Raw genomic sequence first — 23883 nt, 5'->3', positions numbered from 1 at the left:
GTCGTGATTAGTTCTGTAACTGTAACATTTAATCCTGATATACTTTGCTTAGAAAAGCAATTTCTTTCTTTGCAAGGCCAAATAGACAGTGCTGTTATAATTGATAACGGCTCTCGAAATTACGAAGAGATAAAAGATTTAGCAGAAAAATTTAATTTCGTCCTGATCAGTTTTCCCGAGAATATGGGTCTTTCGCATGCGCAAAACATTGGGATAGAAAATGCTATATCTCGCGGTGCCGAATATTTATTACTTCTTGATCAAGACAGTGTATTAGGTGCTAATTTCATCAGTGCCATGAGTAAGATGTACACCCAGAATAATGTTGGTATCCTGGGTCCTTCTTTTTATGATCCGCACACAAACGAATTTTATTGGGGCACTAATTACATCGGTCCATTTATTAAACGAACGCCAATAGAAGAAATAACAGATGTCACCTACGTTATTGCATCTGGCTCTTTCTTTTCTTCTGAAGTTTACGAGAAAGTTGGTAAAATGGAAGAAGCATTGTTCGTGGATTATATTGATGTGGAGTGGGCTCTGCGTGCTAAAAAATTAGGGTATCGCGTTGCAATGACTAATCAGGCGTCAATGGCTCACACGATTGGTGATTCAAGGCTGAATCTGTTAGGACGTAAAATATCTGTTCATAGCCCAATGCGACGTTACTTTTTGGTCAGAAATAGCTTCTTTATGATCAGAAAGTCATATATTCCAGTGGGTTATAAAGTTCGTGAGGTTTTCCTGAATTTTGCTCGTGCTGCAATATCTTTAATTCTTAATAAAGAAAAAAAGAAAACGTTGATGATGATCTTTTACGGTATTTCTGATGGTCTTTCTGGAAGATTTGGACCATTCAAAAGACATTAATACCAGGTGTAGCTGTCTCGTTGCAAGTTAATGAGCGTTAGTAACGATATACTTATCGGACTGTTTCAAAAACTATGAAAATTCTTTATATAATTACACGCGCGAATGAAATCGGTGGGGCTCAGACTCATTTGCGTGATATGACATCTGGTTTAGTAAAGGATGGTCATCAAGTTGAGTTAATCGTTGGAGAGCAAGGCGCTCTGGTTGATGATGTTCGCGCATTAAATGTGAAAGTTCACATTATCCCTGAGCTGGTAAGGGAAATATCGCCTTATAAAGATATTAAATGCGCTTTAATTATACGCAAGATTATAAAAGAATTTTCTCCGGATGTTATTGCACTTCATTCTTCTAAAGCTGGAATTGTAGGGAGGTTGGCAGCTCTTTTTCTGAAAATTCCTGTTGTTTTCACCGTACACGGTTGGTCATTCGCAAATGGTGTTCATGATAAGAAACGTCGCTTGTACATTGTTATTGAACGATTATTCAGTAAAATTACTGATGAAATAATCACAGTCTCTGCTCAAGATAAACAACTTGCAATCGAACATAACGTTGCGTCTGCCAGTCAGCAAACGGTGATCCATAATGGCGTGCCGTTAAAAAGTGCTGCTCCTCATGTTTACCATACTCATGACGTAGTGAAGTTGATTTCGGTAGCTCGTTTTTCAGAACAAAAAGATCATGAAAGCCTATTGAAAGCGTTGAGTCGATTAGAAACAAGAAACTGGGCGTTGACGCTGGTAGGAAAAGGCCCCAGGTTAGATGAGATGAAACAGCTTTCACAGGATCTTGGAATTAGCGAAAATGTACTGTTTACAGGCGAACGTTTAGACGTTGATGCCTTGCTGGCAGACAGTGATATTTTCCTGTTAATTTCTAACTGGGAAGGTTTTCCTATCAGTATTCTCGAGGCTATGCGTGCAGGCTTGCCTGTTTTAGCATCAGACGTTGGTGGCGTTTCTGAATCTGTCATTGATGGCAAAACGGGATATCTCGTTCCTCGTGCAGATATTGATGCTATCAAAAACAGACTCGCTGACTTAATTAATGATAGTGCTTTACGTGTTGAATTAGGCAAGTCAGGGAATGAATTTTTCCTTGAAAACTTCTCATTCAACGCAATGTATAATAAAACGGTTGAACTTTATCAAAAAGCAATTAATAAAAAACATAATACGTAATCGAGTTTATTATATATTGTGACTTAGTTCATTTATAAATAAAATATACCTGCACCTTTTGTGTGGATTTGATATATCCCGTTTTGTGTCGTCTGGCGTGATCAAGGCCACAAATGCCTACCTCTGTCCCTGATTTATGAGTTAAGATTCTTGCAAATTATATCTGTCGGGGTTACCCGACAGTGACCACACCTGACAGGAGTATGTAATGTCCAAGCAACAGATCGGCGTTGTCGGTATGGCTGTGATGGGGCGCAACCTGGCGCTCAACATCGAAAGCCGTGGTTATACCGTCTCCGTTTTCAACCGCTCCCGTGATAAGACTGAAGAAGTAATTGCCGAAAACCCAGGCAAGAAACTCGTTCCTTTCTATACGGTAAAAGAATTTGTTGAGTCTCTGGAAACGCCCCGTCGTATCCTGTTAATGGTCAAAGCAGGCGCGGGTACCGATGCTGCAATTGACTCCCTAAAGCCTTACCTTGAAAAAGGCGATATCATCATTGATGGCGGTAACACCTTCTTCCAGGACACCATTCGTCGTAACCGTGAGCTGTCCGCTGAAGGCTTCAACTTCATCGGTACCGGCGTTTCCGGCGGTGAAGAGGGCGCGCTGAAAGGCCCATCTATCATGCCTGGCGGCCAGAAAGAAGCATACGAACTGGTAGCGCCTATTCTGACCAAAATCGCTGCTGTTGCTGAAGATGGCGAGCCGTGTGTGACCTATATCGGTCCAGACGGTGCGGGTCACTATGTCAAAATGGTGCACAACGGCATCGAATACGGCGATATGCAGCTGATTGCAGAAGCATACTCCCTGCTGAAAGGCGGCCTGAATCTCTCTAACGAAGAGCTGGCTGAAACCTTTACCGAGTGGAATAAAGGCGAGCTGAACAGCTACCTGATCGACATCACCAAAGATATCTTCACGAAGAAAGATGAAGAAGGTAAATACCTGGTTGATGTGATCCTGGATGAAGCAGCGAACAAAGGTACCGGTAAATGGACCAGCCAGAGCTCTCTGGATCTGGGCGAGCCGCTGTCTCTGATCACCGAATCCGTCTTTGCGCGTTATATCTCTTCTCTGAAAGAGCAGCGCGTTGCGGCTTCTAAAGTGCTGTCAGGCCCACAGGCTAAACCAGCCGGTGACAAAGCTGAGTTCGTCGAGAAAGTTCGTCGCGCCCTGTACCTGGGTAAAATCGTCTCCTACGCCCAGGGCTTCTCACAGCTGCGTGCGGCGTCTGACGAGAATAACTGGGACCTGAACTACGGCGAGATCGCGAAGATCTTCCGCGCGGGTTGCATCATTCGTGCGCAGTTCCTGCAGAAAATCACCGATGCCTATGCTGAAAACGCAGGTATCGCTAACCTTCTGCTGGCACCGTACTTTAAGAAGATTGCAGACGAGTACCAGCAGGCGCTGCGTGACGTGGTTGCCTACGCTGTACAGAACGGTATCCCGGTTCCAACCTTCTCCGCTGCGGTGGCGTATTACGATAGCTACCGCGCTGCCGTTCTGCCTGCCAACCTGATTCAGGCACAGCGTGACTATTTCGGCGCGCATACTTACAAGCGCACGGATAAAGAAGGCGTGTTCCACACCGAATGGATGGAATAAGTTAACTTACTCGCTTTCATCAAACCCGGAGCCTGTCTCCGGGTTTTTTTATGCAAAAAATGCCGCGCATTATTCGAAGTAGTCTGAATCTCATCCCCCTCGTTGTGATTACTCCTGGTTTGCCTTGACAGTGCTGTTTGCCAGGAGGTACAAAGCCCAACAGTTATGTTTATCGCGATGGTCTGCCGGCCATCAATACAGTTAACTAAAAGAAGTCATTAGCGAATGAAAATAACAATTTCCGGAACAGGGTATGTCGGTCTTTCTAACGGCATTCTGATTGCTCAGAACCATGAAGTGGTTGCGCTGGATATCGTGCAGGCCAAAGTGGATATGCTCAATCAGAAGAAATCGCCGATTGTCGACAAAGAAATCCAGGACTATCTCAGCAACAAACCGCTGAATTTCCGCGCCACGACAGATAAAGAAGATGCATACCGCGATGCGGATTACGTCATCATTGCGACGCCTACTGACTACGATCCAAAAACCAATTACTTCAACACCTCAACCGTAGAAGCGGTTATCAAAGATGTTATTGCGATTAATCCTGATGCGGTGATGGTTATTAAATCGACCATTCCTGTCGGCTTTACCAAATCCATCAAAGAAAAGTTTGGTATTGATAATATCTTCTTCTCGCCAGAGTTCCTGCGTGAGGGGAGAGCGCTTTACGATAACCTGCATCCTTCCCGTATCGTTATTGGCGAACGTTCTGAGCGCGCTGAACGCTTTGCCGCACTGCTGCAGGAAGGCGCAGTGAAGAAAGATATTCCGGTGCTGTTTACGGACTCCACCGAAGCGGAGGCGATTAAGCTTTTCGCAAACACCTATCTGGCAATGCGAGTCGCGTACTTCAATGAGCTCGACAGCTACGCAGAAAGTCTTGGGCTGAACACCCGCCAGATTATTGAAGGGGTTTGCCTCGACCCGCGTATTGGCAACCACTATAACAACCCGTCATTTGGCTACGGTGGCTATTGCCTGCCAAAAGATACCAAGCAGCTGCTGGCAAACTACCAGGCTGTGCCGAATAACCTGATATCGGCGATTGTTGACGCTAACCGGACGCGTAAAGATTTCATCTCCGATTCTATTCTTGCGCGCCAGCCGAAAGTGGTCGGCGTGTACCGTCTGATCATGAAGAGCGGTTCCGATAACTTCCGCGCCTCTTCCATTCAGGGGATCATGAAGCGCATCAAGGCGAAAGGCGTTGAGGTTATTATTTATGAACCGGCCATGCAGGAAGATCAGTTCTTCAATTCCCGCCTGATCCGCGATCTGGATGCTTTTAAGAAGGAAGCGGATGTCATCATCTCGAACCGCATGGCCGAAGAGCTGGCTGACGTCGCTGACAAAGTCTATACCCGCGATCTGTTCGGTAGCGACTAATTCTATTACGTTAAAATAAAAAACCCGGCTGATTTGCCGGGTTTTTTATTTTCAGACCTTATAAAACTCGCGGTACCAGTCAACGAAGTTCTTCACGCCGTCTTTAACCGAGGTTTGCGGTTTGAAACCGATCACGTCATAGAGCGCTTTAGTATCTGCGCTGGTTTCCAGTACGTCCCCTGGCTGGAGAGGCAGCATGTTTTTCTCCGCTTTTTTACCCAGCGCGTCTTCCAGCGCGGTAATGTAATCCATAAGTTCTACTGGCGAACTGTTACCGATGTTGTAAACGCGGTAAGGTGCTGAACTGGTTGCCGGTGAGCCAGTCTCGACGGTCCAGTTTGCGTCAGGATGGGGAATAACATCCTGCAGGCGGATAATTGCTTCAGCGATATCATCGATGTAGGTGAAATCGCGCTTCATCTTGCCGTAGTTATAGACATCGATGCTTTTGCCTTCAATCATCGCCTTAGTAAACTTAAACAGCGCCATGTCCGGGCGTCCCCACGGACCGTATACGGTAAAGAAGCGCAGTCCGGTGGTCGGCAGGTTGTAGAGATGCGAATAGGTGTGCGACATCAGCTCATTGGCTTTTTTGGTCGCGGCATAGAGTGAAACCGGGTGATCTACGGAATCGTCAGTGGAGAAGGGCATCTTACGGTTGAGGCCATATACGGAGCTGGATGAGGCATACAGCAAATGCTGAACGTGGTTATGGCGGCAGCCTTCCAGCACGTTGAGGTGGCCAATAAGGTTGGCATCGGCGTACGCATGCGGATTTTCCAGGGAGTAGCGTACGCCTGCCTGTGCGGCCAGGTGAATAACGCGATCGAACTTCTCGTCAGCGAAAAGCGCAGCCATACCTTCCCGGTCAGCTAATTCCATCTTGTGGAAGGTGAATCGCTCAGATTGTAGCCGTTCCAGACGTGCCAGCTTTAAATTAACATCGTAATAGTCGTTCAGGTTATCAATACCGACAACCTCATGACCGCCCTCAATGAGGCGTTTGCTGACATTCGAACCGATAAAACCCGCTGCACCCGTTACCAGAAATTTCATATCTTTCCTCAAATACCCAACGCTTACAGATGCGATAACGCATCACATGGTGACTATGATAGCGCGAAGGGGGTGAGTTACATAACGCATCTTTCCGATATAACTCATCGTATTCTTATAGAAAAATCCCCAGCAATAGATAAACTATGAAAACACAATTATGTTTGCCCTTTTTCATCTGTTAGGGAATGTATGACGCACAACAACAATAGCCAGGTCATCCGAAGCAATGACCCTGAGCAAATTGATTTACTTGATTTAATGCTGCAGCTGTGGCGTGGGAAGTGGATGATAGCAACGTTTGTTGTTGTTTTTATTACACTTGCTGTCGGTTATCTTACTTTCGCGAAAGAAAAGTGGACCTCAAGCGCAATTATTGCGCAACCTGATGTCGCTCAAATTGCAACATATTCTAATGCGTTGAATATCCTCTACGGTAGCGCTGCACCCTCAATGCTTGATGTTCAAACACGCGCTATTGGTCGTTTCAATTCTTCCTTCTCTGCATTGGCACAGGCACTGGAAAATCAGGACGAACCTGAAAAACTGACAATCGAGCCTGCTGTTAAAGGGGAATCGCTCCCGTTGAGTGTTTCCTATACCAGTACTTCCGCAGAAGCGGCGCAGAAGCAGCTTGCGCAATATATCCAGCAGGTTGATGAGCAAACTTCCAAAGAGCTCACGGTTGACCTGCAAAACAGCATCAAAGAGCAGATTAAAACCCTGAACGATTCTCTGGTAAACCAGGAGAAGGTCGCTCAGGAGCAGAAAGACCTGCGTATTAAACAAATTACCGAAGCGCTGAAAAACGCTGAGGCGGCGAAAATCTCCTCGCCACAGATTCAACAAACTCAGGATGTGACACAGGAAACAATGTTCCTCCTGGGAAGCGTAGGGCTGAAATCGATGATTGAAAACGAAGCCTCTCGTCCCCTGGTCTTTTCTGCTGCATACTATCAGACCAGGCAAAACCTGCTGGACATCCAAAACCTGAACGTAAAGCCGGACACAATACACGTCTACCGTTACGTCATGAAACCGGATCTGCCCGTTCGTCGTGACAGCCCGAAAAAAGCCATTGTGCTGATCCTTGCCGTGCTGCTGGGCGGAATGATTGGTTCCGGTGTGGTATTAGGGCGTAACGCATTACGCAACTATAAGCCAAAAGCCTGATTTGCAGATTAAAAAAAACCGGGGAAAATCCCCGGTTTTTTATTTATGACGCTTTCTAAGATTCTCAATCACCGCCGTCAAATCCAGTTCCTGATCCTGCAGCAGCACCAGCAGGTGATACATCAAATCAGACGCTTCATTCGTCAGTTCCTCGCGGTCATGCACGGTCGCGGCCAGCGCGGTCTCAACGCCTTCTTCACCCACCTTCTGCGCAATACGCTTGGTTCCGCTGGCGTACAACTTCGCGGTGTAGGAACTCTCCGGATCCGCCGTTTTACGCTCTGCCAGCAGCTGTTCCAGTTGATACAGGAACAACCACTGGTGGCTCGTCTCACCGAAGCAGCTGCTGGTGCCCTTATGGCAGGTCGGACCGATTGGGTTTGCCAGCACCAGCAGAGTGTCGTTGTCGCAGTCAGGCGCCATGCTGACCACGTTCAGGAAATGACCCGAGGTCTCGCCTTTGGTCCACAGGCGCTGTTTCGTGCGCGAGTAGAAGGTCACTTTGCCGCTGTCGATTGTTTTCGCCAGCGCGTCCTGGTTCATATACCCCAGCATCAGCACTTCGCCTGAGACGGCATGCTGGACAACCACCGGCAGTAATCCGTCAGTTTTTTCCCAGTCCAGCTGCGCCTGTTGTTGCTCTGTTAACATACCCTGATCTCCACGCCCTGGCCGGCCAGGTACGTTTTTAACTCACCAATATTAATAATCTGTTTGTGGAACACGGACGCGGCCAGCGCGCCGTCCACGTTGGCGTCGCGGAAGGCTTCAAGGAAGTGCTCCATGGTGCCCGCGCCGCCGGAGGCAATCAGCGGAACGTGGCAGACCGCACGGACTTTTTTCAGCTGCTCAAGGTCATACCCGTTACGCACGCCGTCCTGGTTCATCATGTTGAGGACAATCTCGCCCGCGCCACGCTTCTGCACTTCCTGCACCCAGTCGAGCGTTTCCCACTGCGTCACGCGCGTGCGGCTTTCATCCCCGGTGTACTGGTTTACGTGGTACTTGCCCGTTGCGGCGTCATACCAGGTGTCGATCCCAACCACAATGCACTGCACGCCAAAACGATCTGCAAGGCGGGTAATGAGCTCCGGGTCGGCCAGGGCAGGGGAGTTGATAGAAATCTTATCGGCGCCAAAGGAGAGAATTTTGGCGGCGTCGTCAGCGGACTTAATCCCGCCCGCCACGCAGAATGGAATGTCGATCACTTCCGCCACGCGTGCCACCCAGCTTTTGTCGACCACGCGGCCATCGCTGGAAGCGGTGATATCATAAAAGACCAGCTCGTCGGCGCCTTCATCGGCATAGCGTTTTGCCAGCGGAACGATGTCGCCAATGATCTCGTGGTTGCGGAACTGCACGCCTTTCACCACCTGGCCGTCACGCACGTCCAGGCAAGGGATTATCCGTTTTGCCAGCATTGAATCGCCTCCGTCACCGTAAATTTGCCTTCCAGTAAGGCCCGTCCCACAATCACGCCCTGCACACCGGTACCGCGCAGCGCGGCCACGTCGCCAATATCACCGATACCGCCAGAAGACTGGAATGCCACCTGCGGATAACGCGCACAGACCTCTTCGTACAGCGAAACGTTAGAACCGGCCAGCGTGCCATCGCGGGAGATATCCGTGCACAGCACGTGCTTCAGGCCGACGGGAAGATAAATATCGACCAGCTCTTCCAGCGTTACGCCGGAGTTTTCCTGCCAACCGCTAACGGCCACCTGCTTGTTACCCTGTTCATCAATACGAACGTCCAGCGCCAGGACCAGGGCATCGGCGCCAAAGCGGCGGAACCAGCCTTTCACGGCCTCAGGATCTTTCACGGCGGTTGAACCCACCACTACGCGGGCCACGCCAGCGTCCAGCAGTGCCGCAACGTCATCTTCCGTACGCACGCCGCCGCCGACCTGGACGGGCACATCAACACCCGCAACAAGTTGTTTAAGCAGCGGGATCTGGCGTTTCGCCGGGTCTTTCGCGCCCGTTAAATCCACCAGGTGCAGTACCTGCGCACCCTGAGCGGCATAATCCTGCAGACGCGGCAGCGGGTCGTTTCCGTAGTCGCGCTGCTGGCCGTAATCGCCCTGATGCAGACGGACAACCGTACCGTCAATTAAATCTAATGCGGGAATAATCATCACATCTCCAGGAAGTTTTTCAGCAGCTGCGCGCCTGCGGCGCCAGAGCGCTCCGGGTGAAACTGCACGCCGAAGAAATTGTCTTTCTGTACGGCCGCCGTGAACGCCTCGCCGTAGGTGCACTGAGCGATCGTATTCACGTTCACCGGCATGGCGTAGCTGTGCACGAAGTAAAAATACGCGCCGTCTTCGATGCCGCGAAACAGCCGGTCGCCCGCTTTGGCGTAAACGCGGTTCCAGCCCATATGCGGCAGAGGCAGGCCGCGATCGGTCATTTTCGGCACGTCTTCATCAATAATGCCCAGCAGGTCGACGCCGTTGCTCTCTTCGCTGCGGCGGCCCAGGATCTGCATGCCCAGACAAATGCCCAGCACCGGCTGGGTACAGGCTTTGATCAGGTCGACCAGCTCGCGTTCGCGAATCTGATCCATCGCCGCCTGCGCGGTGCCCACGCCCGGTAAAAAGAGTTTGTCGGCGCGCAGCACCACGTCCGGGTCACGGCTCACCGCCGGCTCATAGCCGTGGCGCGCAATCGCCGATTTGACGGAGTTCAGGTTGGCGCATCCGGTATCCAGAATGACCACGTTCATTACAGCACTCCTTTCGACGAGGGAAGGGCGTCACCTTCTACGCGAATTGCCTGACGAAGGGTACGGCCAAAGGCTTTGAAGAGGCTCTCCACGCGGTGGTGGTCGTTCTTGCCCTTGGTCTTCAGGTGCAGCGTCAGGCCCATGGTGTAGGACAGTGAGCGGAAGAAGTGCTCCACCATTTCGGTGCTCAGATCGCCCACGCGCTGGTAGGTGAAATCAGCTTTGTATTCCAGGTGCGGACGGCCGGAGATGTCCATCGCGCAGCGCGCCAGACACTCATCCATCGGCAGGACAAAGCCGAAACGGTTAATGCCGCGCTTGTCGCCGAGCGCCAGCTTCAGGGCTTCACCCAGCGCCAGGCCGGTATCTTCTACGGTGTGGTGATCGTCTATATAGAGATCGCCTTTTACCGTAATTTCCATGCGGAAACCGCCGTGGGTGGCAATCTGGTCCAGCATGTGATCGAAGAAACCGACGCCGGTGTGGATCTTGCTGCCGCCTTCACGGTCCAGCCAGACCTTCACATCAATCTGCGTCTCTTTGGTGTTGCGCTCAACGTGGGAATAGCGGTCGCGTTTTGTCAGCTGCTCGCCAATCTTCACCCAGTTAAGGTTGTTACGGTCGTAGCGCAGCCCCGCGATGCCCATGTTTTCCGCCAGCGTAATATCGGTGATGCGATCGCCGATAACATAGCTGTTGGTTTTATCCAGCGCATCTTCAGCCAGATAGCGCTCTACCAGCTTCACCTTTGGCTTACGGCAGTCGCACTCGTCGGCCGGCATGTGCGGGCAAATCAGCACTTCATCAAATACCACGCCCTGAGAGGTCAGCACCTGCATCATCAGATTATGCGGGCCGTCAAAGTCTGCCTGCGGGAAGCTGTCGGTACCCAGACCATCCTGGTTGGTGATCATTACCAGCTTAAAGCCTGCTTTTTGCAGCTTGAGCAGCACCGGGATCACGTCCGGCTCAAAAGCCAGCTTGTCGAATCGGTCGACCTGAAAATCGGCTGGTGGCTCCGAAATAAGGGTGCCGTCACGATCGATGAAAAGGATCTTCTGGGTCATACTTTCTCCGCTTTCAGGGCGTCAATCACGCGCTGGCTCTCTGCATGTGTGCCTACGGTAATGCGTAGGCACCCGCTCAGGGAAGGTTGTTTATTCTGGTCTCGTAAGATAATGCCCTGATCCCATAAAGATTTAAATACGGCACTCGATGCGGTGAAGCGCACCAGGATGTAGTTAGTTTCCGAGTCGAATACCTGCTCCACGCAAGGGATATCCTTCAGGGCGGTCACCAGATACTGACGTTCCTCCAGGATTTGCGCCACGCGCTCGCGCATCGCGTTGATCCCCTGTGGCGTCAGCGCTTGTGCCGCAATATCGGCAACCGGCGTCGAGAGCGGGTACGGGGCGATCACTTTCAGCAGCAGGTCGATGACCTCTTTATTCGCCAGGGTGAATCCGCAGCGCAGACCCGCAAGGGCAAAGGCTTTTGACAGCGTACGCAGCACGACCAGGTGCGGATACTCTTCCAGCCAGCCAGCCAGCGTCGCCTGCGGGCAGAACTCGATGTAGGCTTCGTCTGCCACCACCAGCGCTTTACCGCGCGTCATCTCCAGCAGGGTGCGAATATCCTGCGGGTTGATAATCTGTCCGGTCGGGTTGTTCGGGCTACAGACAAAGACAACTTTTACGCCATCGAGATTGTCGGCAATGCCCTGCAAATCCAGCTGCCAGTTCTCCTGCGCCTGCACGTTGCGGCACGCCACGCCGAAGGTTTCCGCGCTGACGCTGTACATACCGTAGGTCGGCTGGCAGTACATCACCGCGTCTTTGCCCGGTTCGCAGAAGGCGCGGATCAGTAGTTCAATGCCCTCATCAGCGCCGCGACTGACCAGCACCTGCTCCGGCTTCACTCCCGCATAGTGCGCGTAGTTTTCAATCACGGCCTTCGGCTGACACTCCGGATAGCGGTTCAGCGTTTGCTGCGACAGCTCAAACTGCACCGCCGTCGGGAATTCGTTGGCGTTCAGCCAGACATCTCCTTTGCCTCCCAGACGACGCGCGGACTGATAAGGCGTCAGGCGACGGACATTTTCGCGGGCTAATTCTTCAATGTTCATGCTTGCTCCTTCAGGGCTGCAACGCGCAGCGTAACGGCATTTTTGTGGGCGGTCAGCCGCTCGGCGGCGGCCAGGGTTTCAATAGTAGACGCCAGTGACGCAAAACCTTCGCGGGAGAGCTCCTGCACGGTCATGCGTTTCTGGAAATCCGCCAGGCCCAGGCTCGAACAGGTAGAGGTGTAGCCATACGTGGGCAGCACGTGGTTGGTGCCGGAGGCGTAATCCCCCGCGGACTCCGGTGACCAGTCGCCGAGGAACACCGAGCCCGCGCTGGTAATGCTGTCAACCAGATCGCGCGCGTTGCGGGTCTGAATGATCAGGTGCTCCGGGCCGTACTGGTTGGAGATCGCAATACACTGGTCCAGATCGCGCGCCACAATCAGGCGGCTGGCCGCTAGCGCCTGGCGTGCCGTGTCGGCGCGGGGCAGGTCGGCAAGCTGACGCTCCACGGCTTCGCCCACGCGTTTCGCCATATCGGCATCCGGCGTCAGCAGGATGACCTGCGAGTCCGGGCCGTGTTCCGCCTGAGAAAGCAGGTCTGAGGCGACGAAGTCCGGCGTTGCGCCGCTGTCGGCAATCACCAGCACCTCAGACGGGCCGGCAGGCATATCGATGGCCGCGCCGTCCAGACGCTGGCTGACCTGGCGCTTGGCTTCGGTCACATACGCATTGCCCGGGCCAAAAATTTTGTCGACCTTAGGAATGGATTCCGTGCCGAACGCCAGGGCAGAAATCGCCTGCGCCCCACCCACTTTATAGACCGCCTGCACGCCGCACAGCTTCGCCGCGTAGAGGATCTCGTCGGCAATCGGTGGCGGCGAGCACAGCACCACTTTCTGACACCCGGCAATCCGCGCGGGAGTCGCCAGCATCAGTACGGTGGAGAAAAGCGGCGCAGAGCCGCCGGGAATATAGAGGCCGACGGACGCAACCGGGCGCGTGACCTGCTGGCATCGCACGCCGGGCAGGGTTTCAATATCCACGGTCTGCAGCTTTTGCGCGGTGTGGAAGGTATCAATGTTTTTCACCGCGACGGCCATCGCCTGTTTGATGTCGTCACCCAGACGATTGCTGGCATCAATGATTTCCTGCTCGGTAACCTGTAATGCGCCGACTTCCGTCTTATCAAACTTTGCGCTGTATTCACGCAGCGCGTCATCGCCGCGGGCTTTGACGTTATCCAGGATCTCCGCCACGGTGCGTGAGATGCTCTCAGAGGCGGAAATCGCCGGGCGCATCAGCAGCTCGCGCTGCCGTGCGTCGCTAAAGGTATTCCAGTCGATGATTGTGTTAAAGCTCATGGCCATTACTCCATCATCTTCTCAATAGGCAGCACCAGGATGGAGCTTGCGCCCAGCGCTTTCAGTTTTTCCATGGTTTCCCAGAACAGGGTTTCGCTGCTCACCATGTGCATCGCCACGCGCTGCTGATCGCCCGCCAGCGGCAGGATGGTTGGGCGCTCGGCGCCCGGCAGGAGGGCAATCACTTCATCCAGACGCTCGGTTGGGGCGTGCATCATGATGTATTTAGACTCACGCGCCTGAATCACGCCCTGAATACGGGTCAGCAATTTGTCGATCAGCTGCTGTTTGGTGTCGGCCATCTCGCCGTCACGCTGAATCAGGCACGCTTTAGAGCGGTAGATCACTTCCACTTCGCGCAGACCATTCGCTTCCAGCGTCGCCCCGGTAGAGACGAGGTCACAGATGGCGTCCGCCAGACCCGCACGCGGCGCCACTTCAACGGAGCCGTTCAGCAGGCAGGATTTAAACTGCACGCCTTTCTGGTCGAGATAACGCTTTAACAGGTGAGGGTAAGAGGTGGCAATACGTTTGCGGTTCAGCGCGGCCGGGCCGTCCCACGCTTCGTCAACCGGCGTAGCCAGGGACAGGCGGCAGCCGCCGAAGTCCAGACGACGCAGTGTGAAGTAACGCGGATCTTCGCCCTGCGCGCGGCGGGTCAGCAGCTCTTCTTCCAGCACGTTTTCCCCGATAATGCCGAGGTCAACGACGCCATCCATGACCAGGCCTGGAATATCGTCATCACGCACGCGCAGAATGTCGATGGGCATGTTTTCAGCCAGAGCAATCAGGCGCTGGGTGTGCAGGTTAATTTTAATCCCGCAGCGGGCCAGCAGTTCGCGTGAATCGTCGCTCAAACGGCCTGATTTTTGAATAGCTATGCGTAAACGTGAGTTATCTAACATTCTTTATTCCTCGTTAACCTGTTTTAACCTGTCTGAATTCGGTCCAAAAAAAAGCCCCCGGAAGAAGATCTTCCGGGGGCTTTTTCATGCGTTCATGCACCACTGGAAGATCCAAACGTCTTCCAGCACACATCGCCTGAAAGACTAGTCAGGATGATGGTGATGATGGTGGTGTTTAAATTGAACGCGTGTCATATAAATTCTCGATGAATGCTTATTCATTTGATGTCTTTTAACCTAAACCAGTTGTACGACATATTGCAAGGGCTTTTTTTGATCATTAATTCATTTCATATTGATGCTATGAATTGTGTGTTCTGCCGGGCTGGCGTAGCCTTATAAAAGACGAGTAAGAGTCAGGAGAATTCGCATGAAAAAGGTCGCGATTGTCGGTTTAGGATGGCTGGGAATGCCGCTGGCGATGTCATTAGCCGCAAAAGGCTGGCAGGTGACCGGGAGCAAAACCACGGCGGACGGGGTAGAGGCAGCGCGCATGTGCGGTATTGACGGCATTGAACTGCGCCTTGAACCGGAGCTGGTGTGTGATGCTGACGATCTGGACACGCTGATGAACGTCGATGCGCTGGTGATCACGCTCCCCGCGCGGCGCAGTGGCCCGGGCGAGTCGTTTTATCTGCAGGCGATGCAGGAGATCGTCGACAGCGCGCTGGCGCACCATGTTCCGCGTATCATTTTTACCAGCTCGACGTCGGTGTATGGCGAAGTTGAGGGCGTGGTGAAAGAGAGTTCCGAGCGCCGTCCCGTGACGGCGAGCGGTCAGGTTCTGAAAGAGCTGGAAGACTGGCTGCATAATCTTCCCGGCACGCAGGTCGATATTGTACGTCTGGCGGGGCTGGTGGGTCCAGGCCGCCATCCGGGACGCTTTTTTGCCGGTAAATCTGCGCCAGACGGCCAGCATGTCGTCAATCTTGTACATCTTGACGATGTTGTAGGCGCGATTGAGCTACTCTTACAGGCTCCGAAAGGTGGACACATCTATAATATATGTGCACCTTCTCATCCGGCGCGCAGCACGTTTTACCCGCTGATGGCACGTCAGCTGGGCCTGGCGGCGCCGGTTTTCGGTGAGGCAAAGGATGACAGTAAAGGCAAAATTGTTGATGGCAATCGCATTTGTCATGAGCTGGGGTTTGAGTATCAGTATCCCGATCCGCTGGTGATGCCCATGGAATAAGACCCGTAGCGGAGACGATCGCGCACCAGAAGGGGGCGAGCATGAAACCGCTGCTGGATGTTCTTATTATTCTGGATGCTCTGGAAAAAGAGGGGAGCTTTGCCGCTGCGTCAGCAAAGCTCTACAAAACCCCATCTGCGCTGAGCTATACCGTTCAAAAACTGGAAAGCGATCTCAATATCCAGATCCTCGATCGCTCCGGACACCGCGCACGTTTCACCCGTACCGGACAGATGCTGCTGGAAAAAGGCCGTGAAGTCCTCCATACCGTTCGTGAGCTCGAAAAACAGGCCGTAAAACTCCATCAGGGTTGGGAAAACGAGTTGGTTATTGGCGTGGATGATACCTTTCCGTTTTCACTCCTGACGCCGCTGATTGAAGCCTTCTATCAACACCACAGCGTGACCCGGCTTATCTTTATCAACGGTGTGCTGGGTGGCTCCTGGGAGGCCTTGACGCAGGGCAGGGCGGACATTTTCGTCGGTGCGCTCCATGAGCCTCCCCAACTGAGTGATTTTGGTTTTGCCCGGCTGGGCGTGCTGGAGCAGGTATTTGCCGTGGCGCCCCATCACCCGCTGGCTCAGGAACCCGAGCCGCTTAACCGTCGCGTGATTAAAGGCTACCGCGCAATCGTGGTCGGGGACAGCTCTCGTCCGGAATGCTCGGTCTCCTCGCAGCTGCTTGATGAGCAGGAAGCCATTACCGTTTTCGACTTTAAAACCAAGCTGGAACTGCAAATAAGCGGCCTGGGCTGCGGCTATTTACCTCGCTATCTGGCGCAGCGGTTTATTGACAGCGGCGCGCTTGTTGAAAAACAGGTACTTGCTCAAAGCAATAATGAATCGGTGTGGGTAGGCTGGAATGAACAAACTGCCGGGCTTGCAAGCGCCTGGTGGCGAGACGAGATTTTAGCAAATAGTGCTATCGCCGCCGTTTACTCTCAGCCCGGCGTCCAGAAATCAGCCAGTTAGTAAAAAGAAAATTGTCCCATGCTTTGCAAAGTATTGCCTTTTGTATCCGATGTGGGGCAAAATGCGGCCGCTGCAACCAAATGAATAATCGACGATATAAAAGGCGTCGGTTATTTTTTTTTGCATGTACGAAACGAAACTAAAAACCAAGAGGCCGGGCTTCGTACCGGATAGATATTTACTAAAATCCGACAGTTGTTGTCGCTGAGGAAGAAAGAAATGGGGCAATTTTTCGCTTACGTGGCGGTTATCACCGTAAAGGAGAATAACTATGTCGCATAACGCAACTCCAAACACCTCTCGCGTGGAATTACGTAAAACGCTTACGTTGATTCCGGTTGTTATGATGGGCCTTGCCTATATGCAACCGATGACGCTGTTCGATACATTCGGTATCGTATCAGGCCTCACAGACGGTCATGTGCCGACGGCTTATGGCTTCGCGCTGATTGCGATCCTCTTTACCGCGCTGAGCTACGGTAAACTGGTGCGTCGCTATCCGTCTGCCGGTTCCGCCTACACCTATGCCCAGAAATCCATCAGCCCGACAGTTGGCTTTATGGTGGGCTGGTCTTCGCTGCTCGACTATCTGTTCGCGCCGATGATCAACATTCTGCTGGCAAAAATTTATTTTGAAGCGCTGGTGCCGTCGATTCCATCCTGGATGTTCGTCGTGGCGCTGGTGGCCTTCATGACTGCCTTTAACCTGCGCAGCATTAAGTCCGTTGCCAACTTTAACTCCGTGATCGTTGTGCTTCAGGTTGTCCTGATTGCCGTTATTCTTGGCATGGTGATCTATGGCGTGTTCCACGGCGAAGGCGCTGGTACGCTGGCGAGCAGCAAACCGTTCTGGTCTGGTGATGCGCATGTGATCCCGATGATTACCGGGGCAACCATTCTGTGCTTCTCCTTTACCGGTTTTGACGGCATCAGCAACCTGTCTGAAGAAACGAAAGATGCAGAGCGCGTGATCCCTCGTGCAATCTTCCTGACAGCGCTGATTGGCGGTCTGATCTTTATTTTCTCGACCTATTTCCTGCAGCTGTACTTCCCGGATATCTCCCGCTTCAAGGATCCGGATGCGTCTCAGCCAGAAATCATGCTCTATGTTGCGGGTAAAGCGTTCCAGGTTGGCGCGCTGATCTTCTCCACCATTACCGTACTGGCGTCCGGTATGGCCGCGCATGCAGGCGTTGCGCGTCTGATGTACGTGATGGGCCGCGATGGCGTATTCCCGAAAAGCTTCTTCGGCTACGTTCATCCAACCTGGCGTACCCCGGCGATGAACATCATCCTGGTCGGTGCCATTGCGCTGCTGGCGATTAACTTTGACCTGGTGATGGCAACGGCGCTGATTAACTTCGGTGCGCTGGTGGCGTTCACCTTTGTTAACCTGTCGGTTATCTCTCAGTTCTGGATCCGTGAAAAGCGTAACAAGACGCTGAAAGATCACTTCCAGTATCTGTTCCTGCCGATGTGCGGTGCCCTGACCGTGGGCGCGCTGTGGGTTAACCTGGAAGAGAGCTCGATGGTGCTTGGCCTGATTTGGGCGGGTATCGGCCTGATTTACCTGGCCTGCGTCACGAAGAGCTTCCGTAACCCGGTTCCACAGTACGAAGACGTCGCGTAATGACTCGCCGGGTGGCGCTAGCGCTTGCCCGGCCTACAAAACGACACACCCGTAGGCCTGTGCCAGCGGGCAAAAAAAAGCCGGAGACATCGCCTCCGGCTTTTTTTATACCCCTCGCTCAGACAATCTCTTGAGCGTACTGGAACAGGGATTTCAACAGCGCCTGTTTCTCAGCATTCCCTTCATACTGGCCATAAAGCATTTCCAGCTCCTGGGCATAGCTGTTAAGAAACTCCTGGGTAAAGACATTGCGACGATGCTGCAGCCAGCGATCCTGCTCTGCCTCGTCCAGCGTGCCGGGGAAGTTACGCGCGCGGTAGTTAAACATCAGCTTTTCGATGCGTTTATCGGCGAAAGTAATATCCAGCGCCGGTAAGTTACGCGGCTCGGTTTGCAGAACGATATTCATCGCCGCGCGGTCGGCATCGCTGAAGAAGCCGTTGTAGAGCTGGGCATCCACGTTTTCAGACGGCACGAACGGCTCCGCCTCGGCAAAGATAGCAACCACTTTCTCGCGCACCTGCGGGTTTTCGCGCAGCACTTTCAGGTTATCGAGGCAGTGCTGCCGGTTAATGCCCAGTCTGTCCGCATCTTCCGGGCGCAGCGTATTCGCCTGCGCCAGTACCGGACATTTATTGATATGCACCAGTTTGACCGGCACCGCAGGCAGATCGCCGAGCTCATTTTTCGGGGTGTAAAGCCGTTCGCGCAGGCTGTCGCTGTCGAGCTCAAGCAGCGGCGAAATATCGCCGGCTAAATCCACCATGATGACCGCATTACGGTTGTCCGGATGCCAGGCCAGCGGGGCAACCCAGCTGGTATTGCCGCGCCAGGCGCCAAACATGCCGGAGATATGCACCAGGGGTTTCATCTGCGGTACGTCGATAAGGGTCATGAGCTTCTGCTTGCTGCGGTGGCTCAGCAGATACTCAAACAGCCGGGGCTGCGCGTTTTTCACCAGTTTCGCCATGGCAATGGTGGCATAGACGTCCGCCATCGCGTCGTGGGCATTGCTGTGCTCGACGCCGTTGGCGCGCGTCAGGTGTTCCAGCCGGAAGCTGGTCAGCCCTTCCTCATTTTCAGGCCAGTTAATGCCCTCAGGACGCAGGGCATAACAGGCGCGCATGATGTCGAGCAAATCCCAGCGTGAATTACGGTTCTGCCAGCTCCAGGCATAGGGATCGTAGAAGTTGCGATAAAAAACGTTGCGCGTCACTTCGTCATCGAAGCGGATGTTGTTGTAACCGACCACGCAGGTATTGGGGACGGTAAACAGATCGTGGATGCGTCGGGCGAATTCTGCCTCGTTAACGCCTTTCTCGCGCGCTTCCTGAGGAGTGATCCCGGTGACCATGACCGCCCCGGGCTGCGGCAGGTAGTCATCAGCCGGTTTGCAGTAAAAGACCTCAGGCTCGCCAATAATGTTGAATTCGTCGTCGGTACGAATGGCGGCAAACTGCGCCGGTCGGTCCAGCGCCGGGTGCGTGCCAAAGGTTTCGTAGTCATGAAATAAAAAAGTCGGGCGAGCGGCAGAGTCAGACACCAGTAATACCATCCTGTTAAAAAATGACGTCACTATGGTAAACGATCGTGCGGTTCAGACCGAATAAAAAGCACCGCCGTGACGCAAATTTGCGCGCCAGCTTCAGAGAAAAATCTGCGTTCTGTCACATTTTTTTGCAATTAAGCCAGGTAACGACATCAGAACTCCCGTAAAAAGGTCATCGATTTTTAATGACCTGAGGATATACCGTTGAAACGCCGTCTGTTTATTGCTGTTTCTTTACTCGCTTCGAGTGTCTCATCTGCTTTTGCGGCCGAACCACTGGATTTTTCGCCGCAGCCTCCGGCCATTCAGGCTGGCTCCTGGGTGCTGATGGACTACACGACTGGTCAGATCTTAACGGCGGGCAACGAACATCAACAACGCAATCCGGCGAGCCTGACCAAGCTGATGACGGGGTATGTGGTTGATCGGGCCATTGATAGCCATCGCATTACGCCGGACGACATTGTCACCGTCGGGCGTGACGCGTGGGCAAAAGGCAACCCGGTTTTTGACGGCTCGTCGCTGATGTTCCTGAAAGAGGGCGATCGCGTCTCGGTGCGTGATTTAAGCCGCGGTCTGATCGTCGATTCCGGCAATGACGCCTGCGTGGCGCTGGCCGATCACGTGGCGGGCGGTCAGCCACAGTTTGTGAAGATGATGAACGACTACGTGCAGAAGCTGAACCTGCGCGATACGCACTTTGAAACCGTCCACGGGCTGGACGCGCCGGGCCAGCACAGCTCGGCCTATGACCTGGCCGTACTTTCCCGGGCCATCATTCACGGCGAGCCTGAGTTTTACCATATGTACAGCGAAAAGAGCCTGACCTGGAACGGGATCACCCAGCAAAACCGTAACGGCCTGCTGTGGGATAAAACCATGAACGTGGACGGGCTTAAAACGGGGCACACCTCGGGAGCGGGCTTTAACCTGATTGCCTCCGCCGTTGACGGGGAGCGTCGTTTAATCGCGGTGGTGATGGGGGCGGACAGCCCGAAGGGGCGTGAAGACCAGGCCCGAAAACTGCTGCACTGGGGGCAGCAGAACTTCGATACGGTGCAGATCCTGCATAGCGGTAAAAAAGTGGGGACAGAGCGTATCTGGTACGGCGATAAGGAGCAGGTGAAACTGGGTACCGACCAGGACTTCTGGCTGGCCCTGCCGAAAGCGGAAGTGCCGAACATCAAAGCTAAATACGTGCTGGATAAAAAAGAGCTGGAAGCACCGATTGCTGCGCATCAGAGGGTCGGGGAGATCCAGCTCTATGACCGCGACAAGGTGGTGGCGCACTGGCCGCTGGTGACGCTGGAAGCCGTTGATAAAGGCGGACTGTTCTCTCGCATGAGCGATTATCTCCACCACACGCTTTAACCGCTGATGGGCAGACTGGCAGGGTTGCGAGTCTGCTCACATAATAAACACTCCTCGTTTGCCGATAATAGTAATCCAGCTTTATAGTGTATAAATATACAGTAATAAGTGGAGGCAGCATGGACTACAGCATCAAGCAGCAACAGAAACGTAAGATTGCCGGTTTTCATTTGGTCGGACCGTGGGAACAAACGGTTAAACAGGGCTTTGAACAGCTGGTGATGTGGGTGGACGGGCGCCACATTGAGCCGCTGGAGTGGGTTGCGGTCTATTACGATAACCCCGATGAGGTCCCGGCAGAAAAACTGCGCTGCGATACGGCCGTTACGGTGCCGGACGATTTCGTTATTCCGGAAAACAGCGAGGGCGTCATGATGACGGAAATCGCGGCCGGGGATTATGCCGTGGCGACGGCGCGCGTGGAAAACTACGACTTCGCCACGCCGTGGTATCAGTTCTTTAATTCCCTGCTGCAGGACAATAAGTACCAGATGGCGCTCAAACCCTGCTTCGAGCGCTATCTTAATGACGGCAATGCAGACGGCTACTGGGATATCGAAATGTATATCGCGGTAGAGCATAAAACGGCTTAAGCCTGCTAAATGAAGGGTTTTTCAGCCGGGAGCGATCCGCCCGGCTGAAAACACAGTACAATTGTGATTTGCCGTGTAGCTGGAGAGCGGGTGTGCGTCCCGACAAATCATTAACCCCTTTTGAAATTCGGTTGTACAAACATTACCGCGTGGTGCACGGGTGTCGCATCGCGCTGGCTTTCGTATTGACGTTTGTACTGGTCCGTTTGCTGGATGTTCCGGAAGGGACGTGGCCGCTGATCACCCTGGTAGTGGTAATGGGGCCCATCTCGTTTTGGGGGAACGTTGTTCCGCGCGCCTTCGAGCGAATTGGCGGGACGGTTTTAGGCTCGGCCCTTGGGCTTATTGCCCTTAAGCTGGAGCTTATCTCGTTTCCGGTGATGCTGGCATGGTGCGGTGCCGCCATGTTCCTGTGCGGCTGGCTGGCGTTGGGCAAAAGACCGTATCAGGCCTTGCTGATTGGGATTACTCTCGCGGTGGTTGTCGGTGCGCCCGCCGGGGATATGACCACGGCGCTGTGGCGAAGCGGGGATGTCATCCTGGGGTCACTGCTGGCCATGCTCTTCACCGGTATCTGGCCGCAGCGGGCTTTTCTGCACTGGCGTATTCAGATGGCGAACTACGTCACCGCCTTTAACCGCGTCTATCAGGCCGGTTTTTCCCCGAATCTGGTCGAACGTCCCCGGCTGGAAAAGCATCTGCAAACGATCCTCAACGATGTGGTCAAAATGCGCGGCCTGATCACGCCTGCCAGCAAAGAAACCCATATTCAGAAATCGATTTTCGAAGCCATCCAGACGGTAAGCCGCAACCTGGTCTGCATGCTTGAACTGCAGATCAACGCGCACTGGGCCTCGCGTCCCAGTCATCTGTTGATGCTTAATGCACAGACTCTCAAAGAGACCCAGCAGATGACGCAGCAAACGCTGTTGACCATTGCCCATGCGCTCTATGAAGGGAACCCGCAGCCGATACTGGCCAACAGCGAGCGGCTGAATGAGATCGTCGCGGAGCTGAAGCAGTTAATCAATGAACGCCAGAGCGATAACGTGGCGGAAACGCCTATTCATGGCTACGTCTGGCTGAGCATGGAACTGGCGCGGCAGCTTGAGCTGTTATCGCACCTTATTTGCCGGGCGCTGCGCAAATAAAAGGCTTATGTGACGCCTGCTGCTTCGATTCAGCAGCAATTGGGGTTATGATAGCTTTAAACGATATACTCATTGTCATTCGCAGCCGCTGTCAGTAAGGTTATTGTTACAACGGTTGCCTTAACGAATCCGAATCTCACATTATCAGGGGTGTAAAAATGGAAACTACCAAGCCTTCGTTCCAGGATGTTCTGGAATTCGTCCGCCTGTTCCGCCGCAAAAACAAGCTGCAGCGTGAAATCCAGGACGTTGAGAAGAAGATCCGTGACAACCAGAAACGTGTTCTGCTGCTCGACAACCTGAGCGACTACATCAAGCCAGGTATGAGCGTTGAAGCTATTCAGGGCATCATCGCCAGCATGAAGAGCGACTATGAAGACCGCGTTGATGACTACATCATCAAAAATGCTGAGCTGTCCAAAGAGCGTCGTGACATCTCTAAAAAGCTGAAAGTGATGGGCGAAATCAAAAACGGCGAAGCAAAAAGCGAGTAATCGCAGCGAATAGTGAAAAAGGCTCTCTGATGACAGAGAGCCTTTTTTTATGATTCAGAACGCGGCTGTAGCTGATAAATCCAGGCCTCAACCTGCTTGCCTTCAAGAGTGGTCACCGTGACCTCAACCCGATCGTAGCCGTCTTCAAATTCGTCCAGCATTTGCCAGTTTGCGGCAAGGTTATCCGAGATAAACAGATAGCCTTCGACGCGGGGGGCGTCAGGGTGGAGCACAATTCCCGGGAAGTCCGCCGCGGCGCCCCAGCCGCGTTCGTAAAACGTGCCGGATACGGAACCGGCCAGCCATTCGCCGCCGATGTTTTCAAGAATATGCGCATTAGAGTGGCCCGGGCGCAGCGTGCCGTAGACAAACAGAGCGTTCATTTTCCCTCATCCGCAAAGCAAAAAGCCTGCTTTAAAAGCAGGCTTTTTAAATTTGGCTCCTCTGACTGGACTCGAACCAGTGACATACGGATTAACAGTCCGCCGTTCTACCGACTGAACTACAGAGGAATCGTTGTGGAGGCTTATCTTAGCGGCGAAAAAAGATTTGTCAAACCTGATCTTAGGGAA

The 23883-nt window shown here is 53.0% G+C and carries 25 protein-coding genes, 1 tRNA gene and 1 other annotated feature; of the genes, 13 read left to right on the top strand and 13 right to left on the bottom strand.

Annotated elements, in window-relative coordinates:
• Nucleotides 1-3 precede the first annotated feature (3 nt).
• The 4 genes from SPG90_RS10080 (at nt 4) to ugd (ending at nt 5067) form a co-directional block, all read left to right on the top strand.
• Entirely contained in the window at nt 4-873 is an 870-nt protein-coding gene (locus tag SPG90_RS10080; RefSeq protein ID WP_049121750.1) for a rhamnosyltransferase, read from the top strand.
• Between the two features lie 74 nt (nt 874-947).
• Entirely contained in the window at nt 948-2060 is a 1113-nt protein-coding gene (locus SPG90_RS10075; protein WP_045629816.1) for a glycosyltransferase family 4 protein, read from the top strand.
• A gap of 208 nt (nt 2061-2268) precedes the next feature.
• Nucleotides 2269-3675, top strand: coding sequence for an NADP-dependent phosphogluconate dehydrogenase (gndA, locus tag SPG90_RS10070; protein ID WP_028013772.1), 1407 nt, complete (start codon nt 2269-2271; stop codon nt 3673-3675).
• 225 nt (nt 3676-3900) lie between these two features.
• Nucleotides 3901-5067 (top strand): UDP-glucose 6-dehydrogenase, encoded by a 1167-nt coding sequence (gene ugd, locus SPG90_RS10065; protein ID WP_045403072.1) that lies wholly within the window; start codon nt 3901-3903, stop codon nt 5065-5067.
• Between the two features lie 51 nt (nt 5068-5118).
• Here the strand turns inward: ugd and SPG90_RS10060 are convergent, their stop codons facing one another.
• Nucleotides 5119-6123 (bottom strand): NAD-dependent epimerase, encoded by a 1005-nt coding sequence (locus SPG90_RS10060; protein WP_045403074.1) that lies wholly within the window; start codon nt 6121-6123, stop codon nt 5119-5121.
• Between the two features lie 192 nt (nt 6124-6315).
• Here SPG90_RS10060 and wzzB point away from each other — a divergent pair, with 192 nt between their 5' ends.
• Entirely contained in the window at nt 6316-7296 is a 981-nt protein-coding gene (wzzB, locus tag SPG90_RS10055; RefSeq protein WP_045403077.1) for an LPS O-antigen chain length determinant protein WzzB, read from the top strand.
• A 39-nt stretch (nt 7297-7335) separates the two neighbouring features.
• Here wzzB and hisIE read toward each other — a convergent pair whose 3' ends face one another.
• From hisIE to hisL, 9 genes are all read right to left on the bottom strand, one after another.
• Entirely contained in the window at nt 7336-7947 is a 612-nt protein-coding gene (gene hisIE, locus SPG90_RS10050; protein WP_047173629.1) for a bifunctional phosphoribosyl-AMP cyclohydrolase/phosphoribosyl-ATP diphosphatase HisIE, read from the bottom strand.
• A complete protein-coding gene (hisF, locus tag SPG90_RS10045) occupies nt 7941-8717 on the bottom strand; it encodes an imidazole glycerol phosphate synthase subunit HisF (protein WP_023312370.1) in 777 nt (258 codons plus the stop codon). The genes hisIE and hisF overlap by 7 nt, the downstream gene beginning before the upstream one ends.
• Nucleotides 8699-9436: a 1-(5-phosphoribosyl)-5-[(5-phosphoribosylamino)methylideneamino]imidazole-4-carboxamide isomerase gene (gene hisA, locus SPG90_RS10040; protein ID WP_045403084.1), complete on the bottom strand. Its 738-nt coding sequence runs from the start codon at nt 9434-9436 to the stop codon at nt 8699-8701. Before hisA ends, hisF begins: the two co-directional genes overlap by 19 nt.
• Nucleotides 9436-10026: an imidazole glycerol phosphate synthase subunit HisH gene (gene hisH, locus SPG90_RS10035; protein ID WP_023312368.1), complete on the bottom strand. Its 591-nt coding sequence runs from the start codon at nt 10024-10026 to the stop codon at nt 9436-9438. Before hisH ends, hisA begins: the two co-directional genes overlap by 1 nt.
• Nucleotides 10026-11093: a bifunctional histidinol-phosphatase/imidazoleglycerol-phosphate dehydratase HisB gene (gene hisB, locus SPG90_RS10030; RefSeq protein WP_047173631.1), complete on the bottom strand. Its 1068-nt coding sequence runs from the start codon at nt 11091-11093 to the stop codon at nt 10026-10028. Before hisB ends, hisH begins: the two co-directional genes overlap by 1 nt.
• The gene (gene hisC / locus SPG90_RS10025; RefSeq protein ID WP_248161890.1) at nt 11090-12151 is read right to left on the bottom strand and encodes a histidinol-phosphate transaminase; all 1062 of its coding nucleotides are present in this window, start codon (nt 12149-12151) and stop codon (nt 11090-11092) included. Before hisC ends, hisB begins: the two co-directional genes overlap by 4 nt.
• Nucleotides 12148-13452: a histidinol dehydrogenase gene (gene hisD / locus SPG90_RS10020; protein ID WP_322408111.1), complete on the bottom strand. Its 1305-nt coding sequence runs from the start codon at nt 13450-13452 to the stop codon at nt 12148-12150. Before hisD ends, hisC begins: the two co-directional genes overlap by 4 nt.
• A 5-nt stretch (nt 13453-13457) precedes the next feature.
• Nucleotides 13458-14357, bottom strand: coding sequence for an ATP phosphoribosyltransferase (hisG, locus tag SPG90_RS10015; RefSeq protein ID WP_322408110.1), 900 nt, complete (start codon nt 14355-14357; stop codon nt 13458-13460).
• Between the two features lie 45 nt (nt 14358-14402).
• Nucleotides 14403-14526 (bottom strand) — a sequence feature (His leader region).
• Entirely contained in the window at nt 14502-14552 is a 51-nt protein-coding gene (hisL, locus tag SPG90_RS10010) for a his operon leader peptide (RefSeq protein WP_001364200.1), read from the bottom strand. (Overlaps the previous feature by 25 nt.)
• 175 nt (nt 14553-14727) lie before the next feature.
• Here hisL and SPG90_RS10005 point away from each other — a divergent pair, with 175 nt between their 5' ends.
• From SPG90_RS10005 to plaP, 4 genes are all read left to right on the top strand, one after another.
• On the top strand, nt 14728-15552 hold the full coding sequence (locus SPG90_RS10005; protein ID WP_045403090.1) for an SDR family oxidoreductase: 825 nt from the start codon (nt 14728-14730) through the stop codon (nt 15550-15552).
• Nucleotides 15553-15593: 41 nt separating this feature from the next.
• Nucleotides 15594-16523: a LysR substrate-binding domain-containing protein gene (locus SPG90_RS10000; protein ID WP_045403092.1), complete on the top strand. Its 930-nt coding sequence runs from the start codon at nt 15594-15596 to the stop codon at nt 16521-16523.
• A gap of 219 nt (nt 16524-16742) precedes the next feature.
• Nucleotides 16743-16805, top strand: a complete 63-nt coding sequence (gene yoeI, locus SPG90_RS09995) for a membrane protein YoeI (RefSeq protein WP_099458931.1) — start codon at nt 16743-16745, stop codon at nt 16803-16805.
• Entirely contained in the window at nt 16795-18153 is a 1359-nt protein-coding gene (gene plaP, locus SPG90_RS09990) for a putrescine/proton symporter PlaP (RefSeq protein ID WP_023312362.1), read from the top strand. Before yoeI ends, plaP begins: the two co-directional genes overlap by 11 nt.
• A 118-nt stretch (nt 18154-18271) precedes the next feature.
• On the opposite strand, the gene sbcB is transcribed toward plaP, so the two are convergent.
• Nucleotides 18272-19708, bottom strand: coding sequence for an exodeoxyribonuclease I (gene sbcB / locus SPG90_RS09985; protein WP_416208404.1), 1437 nt, complete (start codon nt 19706-19708; stop codon nt 18272-18274).
• Between the two features lie 198 nt (nt 19709-19906).
• Between sbcB and dacD the strand changes: the two genes are divergently transcribed.
• The 4 genes from dacD (at nt 19907) to SPG90_RS09965 (ending at nt 23311) form a co-directional block, all read left to right on the top strand.
• A complete protein-coding gene (dacD, locus tag SPG90_RS09980) occupies nt 19907-21073 on the top strand; it encodes a serine-type D-Ala-D-Ala carboxypeptidase DacD (RefSeq protein ID WP_194399589.1) in 1167 nt (388 codons plus the stop codon).
• Between the two features lie 119 nt (nt 21074-21192).
• On the top strand, nt 21193-21666 hold the full coding sequence (gene sbmC, locus SPG90_RS09975) for a DNA gyrase inhibitor SbmC (protein WP_033145946.1): 474 nt from the start codon (nt 21193-21195) through the stop codon (nt 21664-21666).
• 92 nt (nt 21667-21758) lie between these two features.
• Nucleotides 21759-22817 carry an FUSC family protein gene (locus SPG90_RS09970; protein ID WP_023312358.1) on the top strand — a complete coding sequence of 353 codons (1059 nt, stop codon included), beginning with the start codon at nt 21759-21761 and terminating at the stop codon, nt 22815-22817.
• Between the two features lie 158 nt (nt 22818-22975).
• A complete protein-coding gene (locus SPG90_RS09965) occupies nt 22976-23311 on the top strand; it encodes a DUF496 family protein (protein ID WP_008499467.1) in 336 nt (111 codons plus the stop codon).
• Between the two features lie 47 nt (nt 23312-23358).
• On the opposite strand, the gene SPG90_RS09960 is transcribed toward SPG90_RS09965, so the two are convergent.
• Entirely contained in the window at nt 23359-23694 is a 336-nt protein-coding gene (locus SPG90_RS09960) for a gamma-glutamylcyclotransferase family protein (protein ID WP_322408109.1), read from the bottom strand.
• A gap of 53 nt (nt 23695-23747) precedes the next feature.
• Nucleotides 23748-23823 (bottom strand) — tRNA-Asn (locus SPG90_RS09955).
• Nucleotides 23824-23883: the final 60 nt, after the last annotated feature.

This window comes from Enterobacter sp. D2 (genome assembly GCF_034427575.1).
GTDB classification, from domain to species: Bacteria; Pseudomonadota; Gammaproteobacteria; order Enterobacterales; family Enterobacteriaceae; genus Enterobacter; species Enterobacter cloacae_M.
Note: the sequence above shows the minus strand (reverse complement) of the source record. Positions and strands in the feature narration are given on the sequence as shown.

What these genes read in the sequence shown, in the direction of transcription:
- SPG90_RS10075 (WP_045629816.1), top strand. Translation starts at nt 948, where the DNA reads ATGAAAATTCTTTATATAATTACACGCGCGAATGAAATCGGTGGGGCT.
- gndA (WP_028013772.1), top strand. Translation starts at nt 2,269, where the DNA reads ATGTCCAAGCAACAGATCGGCGTTGTCGGTATGGCTGTGATGGGGCGC.
- ugd (WP_045403072.1), top strand. Translation starts at nt 3,901, where the DNA reads ATGAAAATAACAATTTCCGGAACAGGGTATGTCGGTCTTTCTAACGGC.
- SPG90_RS10060 (WP_045403074.1), bottom strand. Translation starts at nt 6,123, where the DNA reads ATGAAATTTCTGGTAACGGGTGCAGCGGGTTTTATCGGTTCGAATGTC.
- wzzB (WP_045403077.1), top strand. Translation starts at nt 6,316, where the DNA reads ATGACGCACAACAACAATAGCCAGGTCATCCGAAGCAATGACCCTGAG.
- hisIE (WP_047173629.1), bottom strand. Translation starts at nt 7,947, where the DNA reads ATGTTAACAGAGCAACAACAGGCGCAGCTGGACTGGGAAAAAACTGAC.
- hisF (WP_023312370.1), bottom strand. Translation starts at nt 8,717, where the DNA reads ATGCTGGCAAAACGGATAATCCCTTGCCTGGACGTGCGTGACGGCCAG.
- hisA (WP_045403084.1), bottom strand. Translation starts at nt 9,436, where the DNA reads ATGATTATTCCCGCATTAGATTTAATTGACGGTACGGTTGTCCGTCTG.
- hisH (WP_023312368.1), bottom strand. Translation starts at nt 10,026, where the DNA reads ATGAACGTGGTCATTCTGGATACCGGATGCGCCAACCTGAACTCCGTC.
- hisB (WP_047173631.1), bottom strand. Translation starts at nt 11,093, where the DNA reads ATGACCCAGAAGATCCTTTTCATCGATCGTGACGGCACCCTTATTTCG.
- hisC (WP_248161890.1), bottom strand. Translation starts at nt 12,151, where the DNA reads ATGAACATTGAAGAATTAGCCCGCGAAAATGTCCGTCGCCTGACGCCT.
- hisD (WP_322408111.1), bottom strand. Translation starts at nt 13,452, where the DNA reads ATGAGCTTTAACACAATCATCGACTGGAATACCTTTAGCGACGCACGG.
- hisG (WP_322408110.1), bottom strand. Translation starts at nt 14,357, where the DNA reads ATGTTAGATAACTCACGTTTACGCATAGCTATTCAAAAATCAGGCCGT.
- SPG90_RS10005 (WP_045403090.1), top strand. Translation starts at nt 14,728, where the DNA reads ATGAAAAAGGTCGCGATTGTCGGTTTAGGATGGCTGGGAATGCCGCTG.
- SPG90_RS10000 (WP_045403092.1), top strand. Translation starts at nt 15,594, where the DNA reads ATGAAACCGCTGCTGGATGTTCTTATTATTCTGGATGCTCTGGAAAAA.
- plaP (WP_023312362.1), top strand. Translation starts at nt 16,795, where the DNA reads ATGTCGCATAACGCAACTCCAAACACCTCTCGCGTGGAATTACGTAAA.
- sbcB (WP_416208404.1), bottom strand. Translation starts at nt 19,708, where the DNA reads ATGGTATTACTGGTGTCTGACTCTGCCGCTCGCCCGACTTTTTTATTT.
- sbmC (WP_033145946.1), top strand. Translation starts at nt 21,193, where the DNA reads ATGGACTACAGCATCAAGCAGCAACAGAAACGTAAGATTGCCGGTTTT.
- SPG90_RS09965 (WP_008499467.1), top strand. Translation starts at nt 22,976, where the DNA reads ATGGAAACTACCAAGCCTTCGTTCCAGGATGTTCTGGAATTCGTCCGC.
- SPG90_RS09960 (WP_322408109.1), bottom strand. Translation starts at nt 23,694, where the DNA reads ATGAACGCTCTGTTTGTCTACGGCACGCTGCGCCCGGGCCACTCTAAT.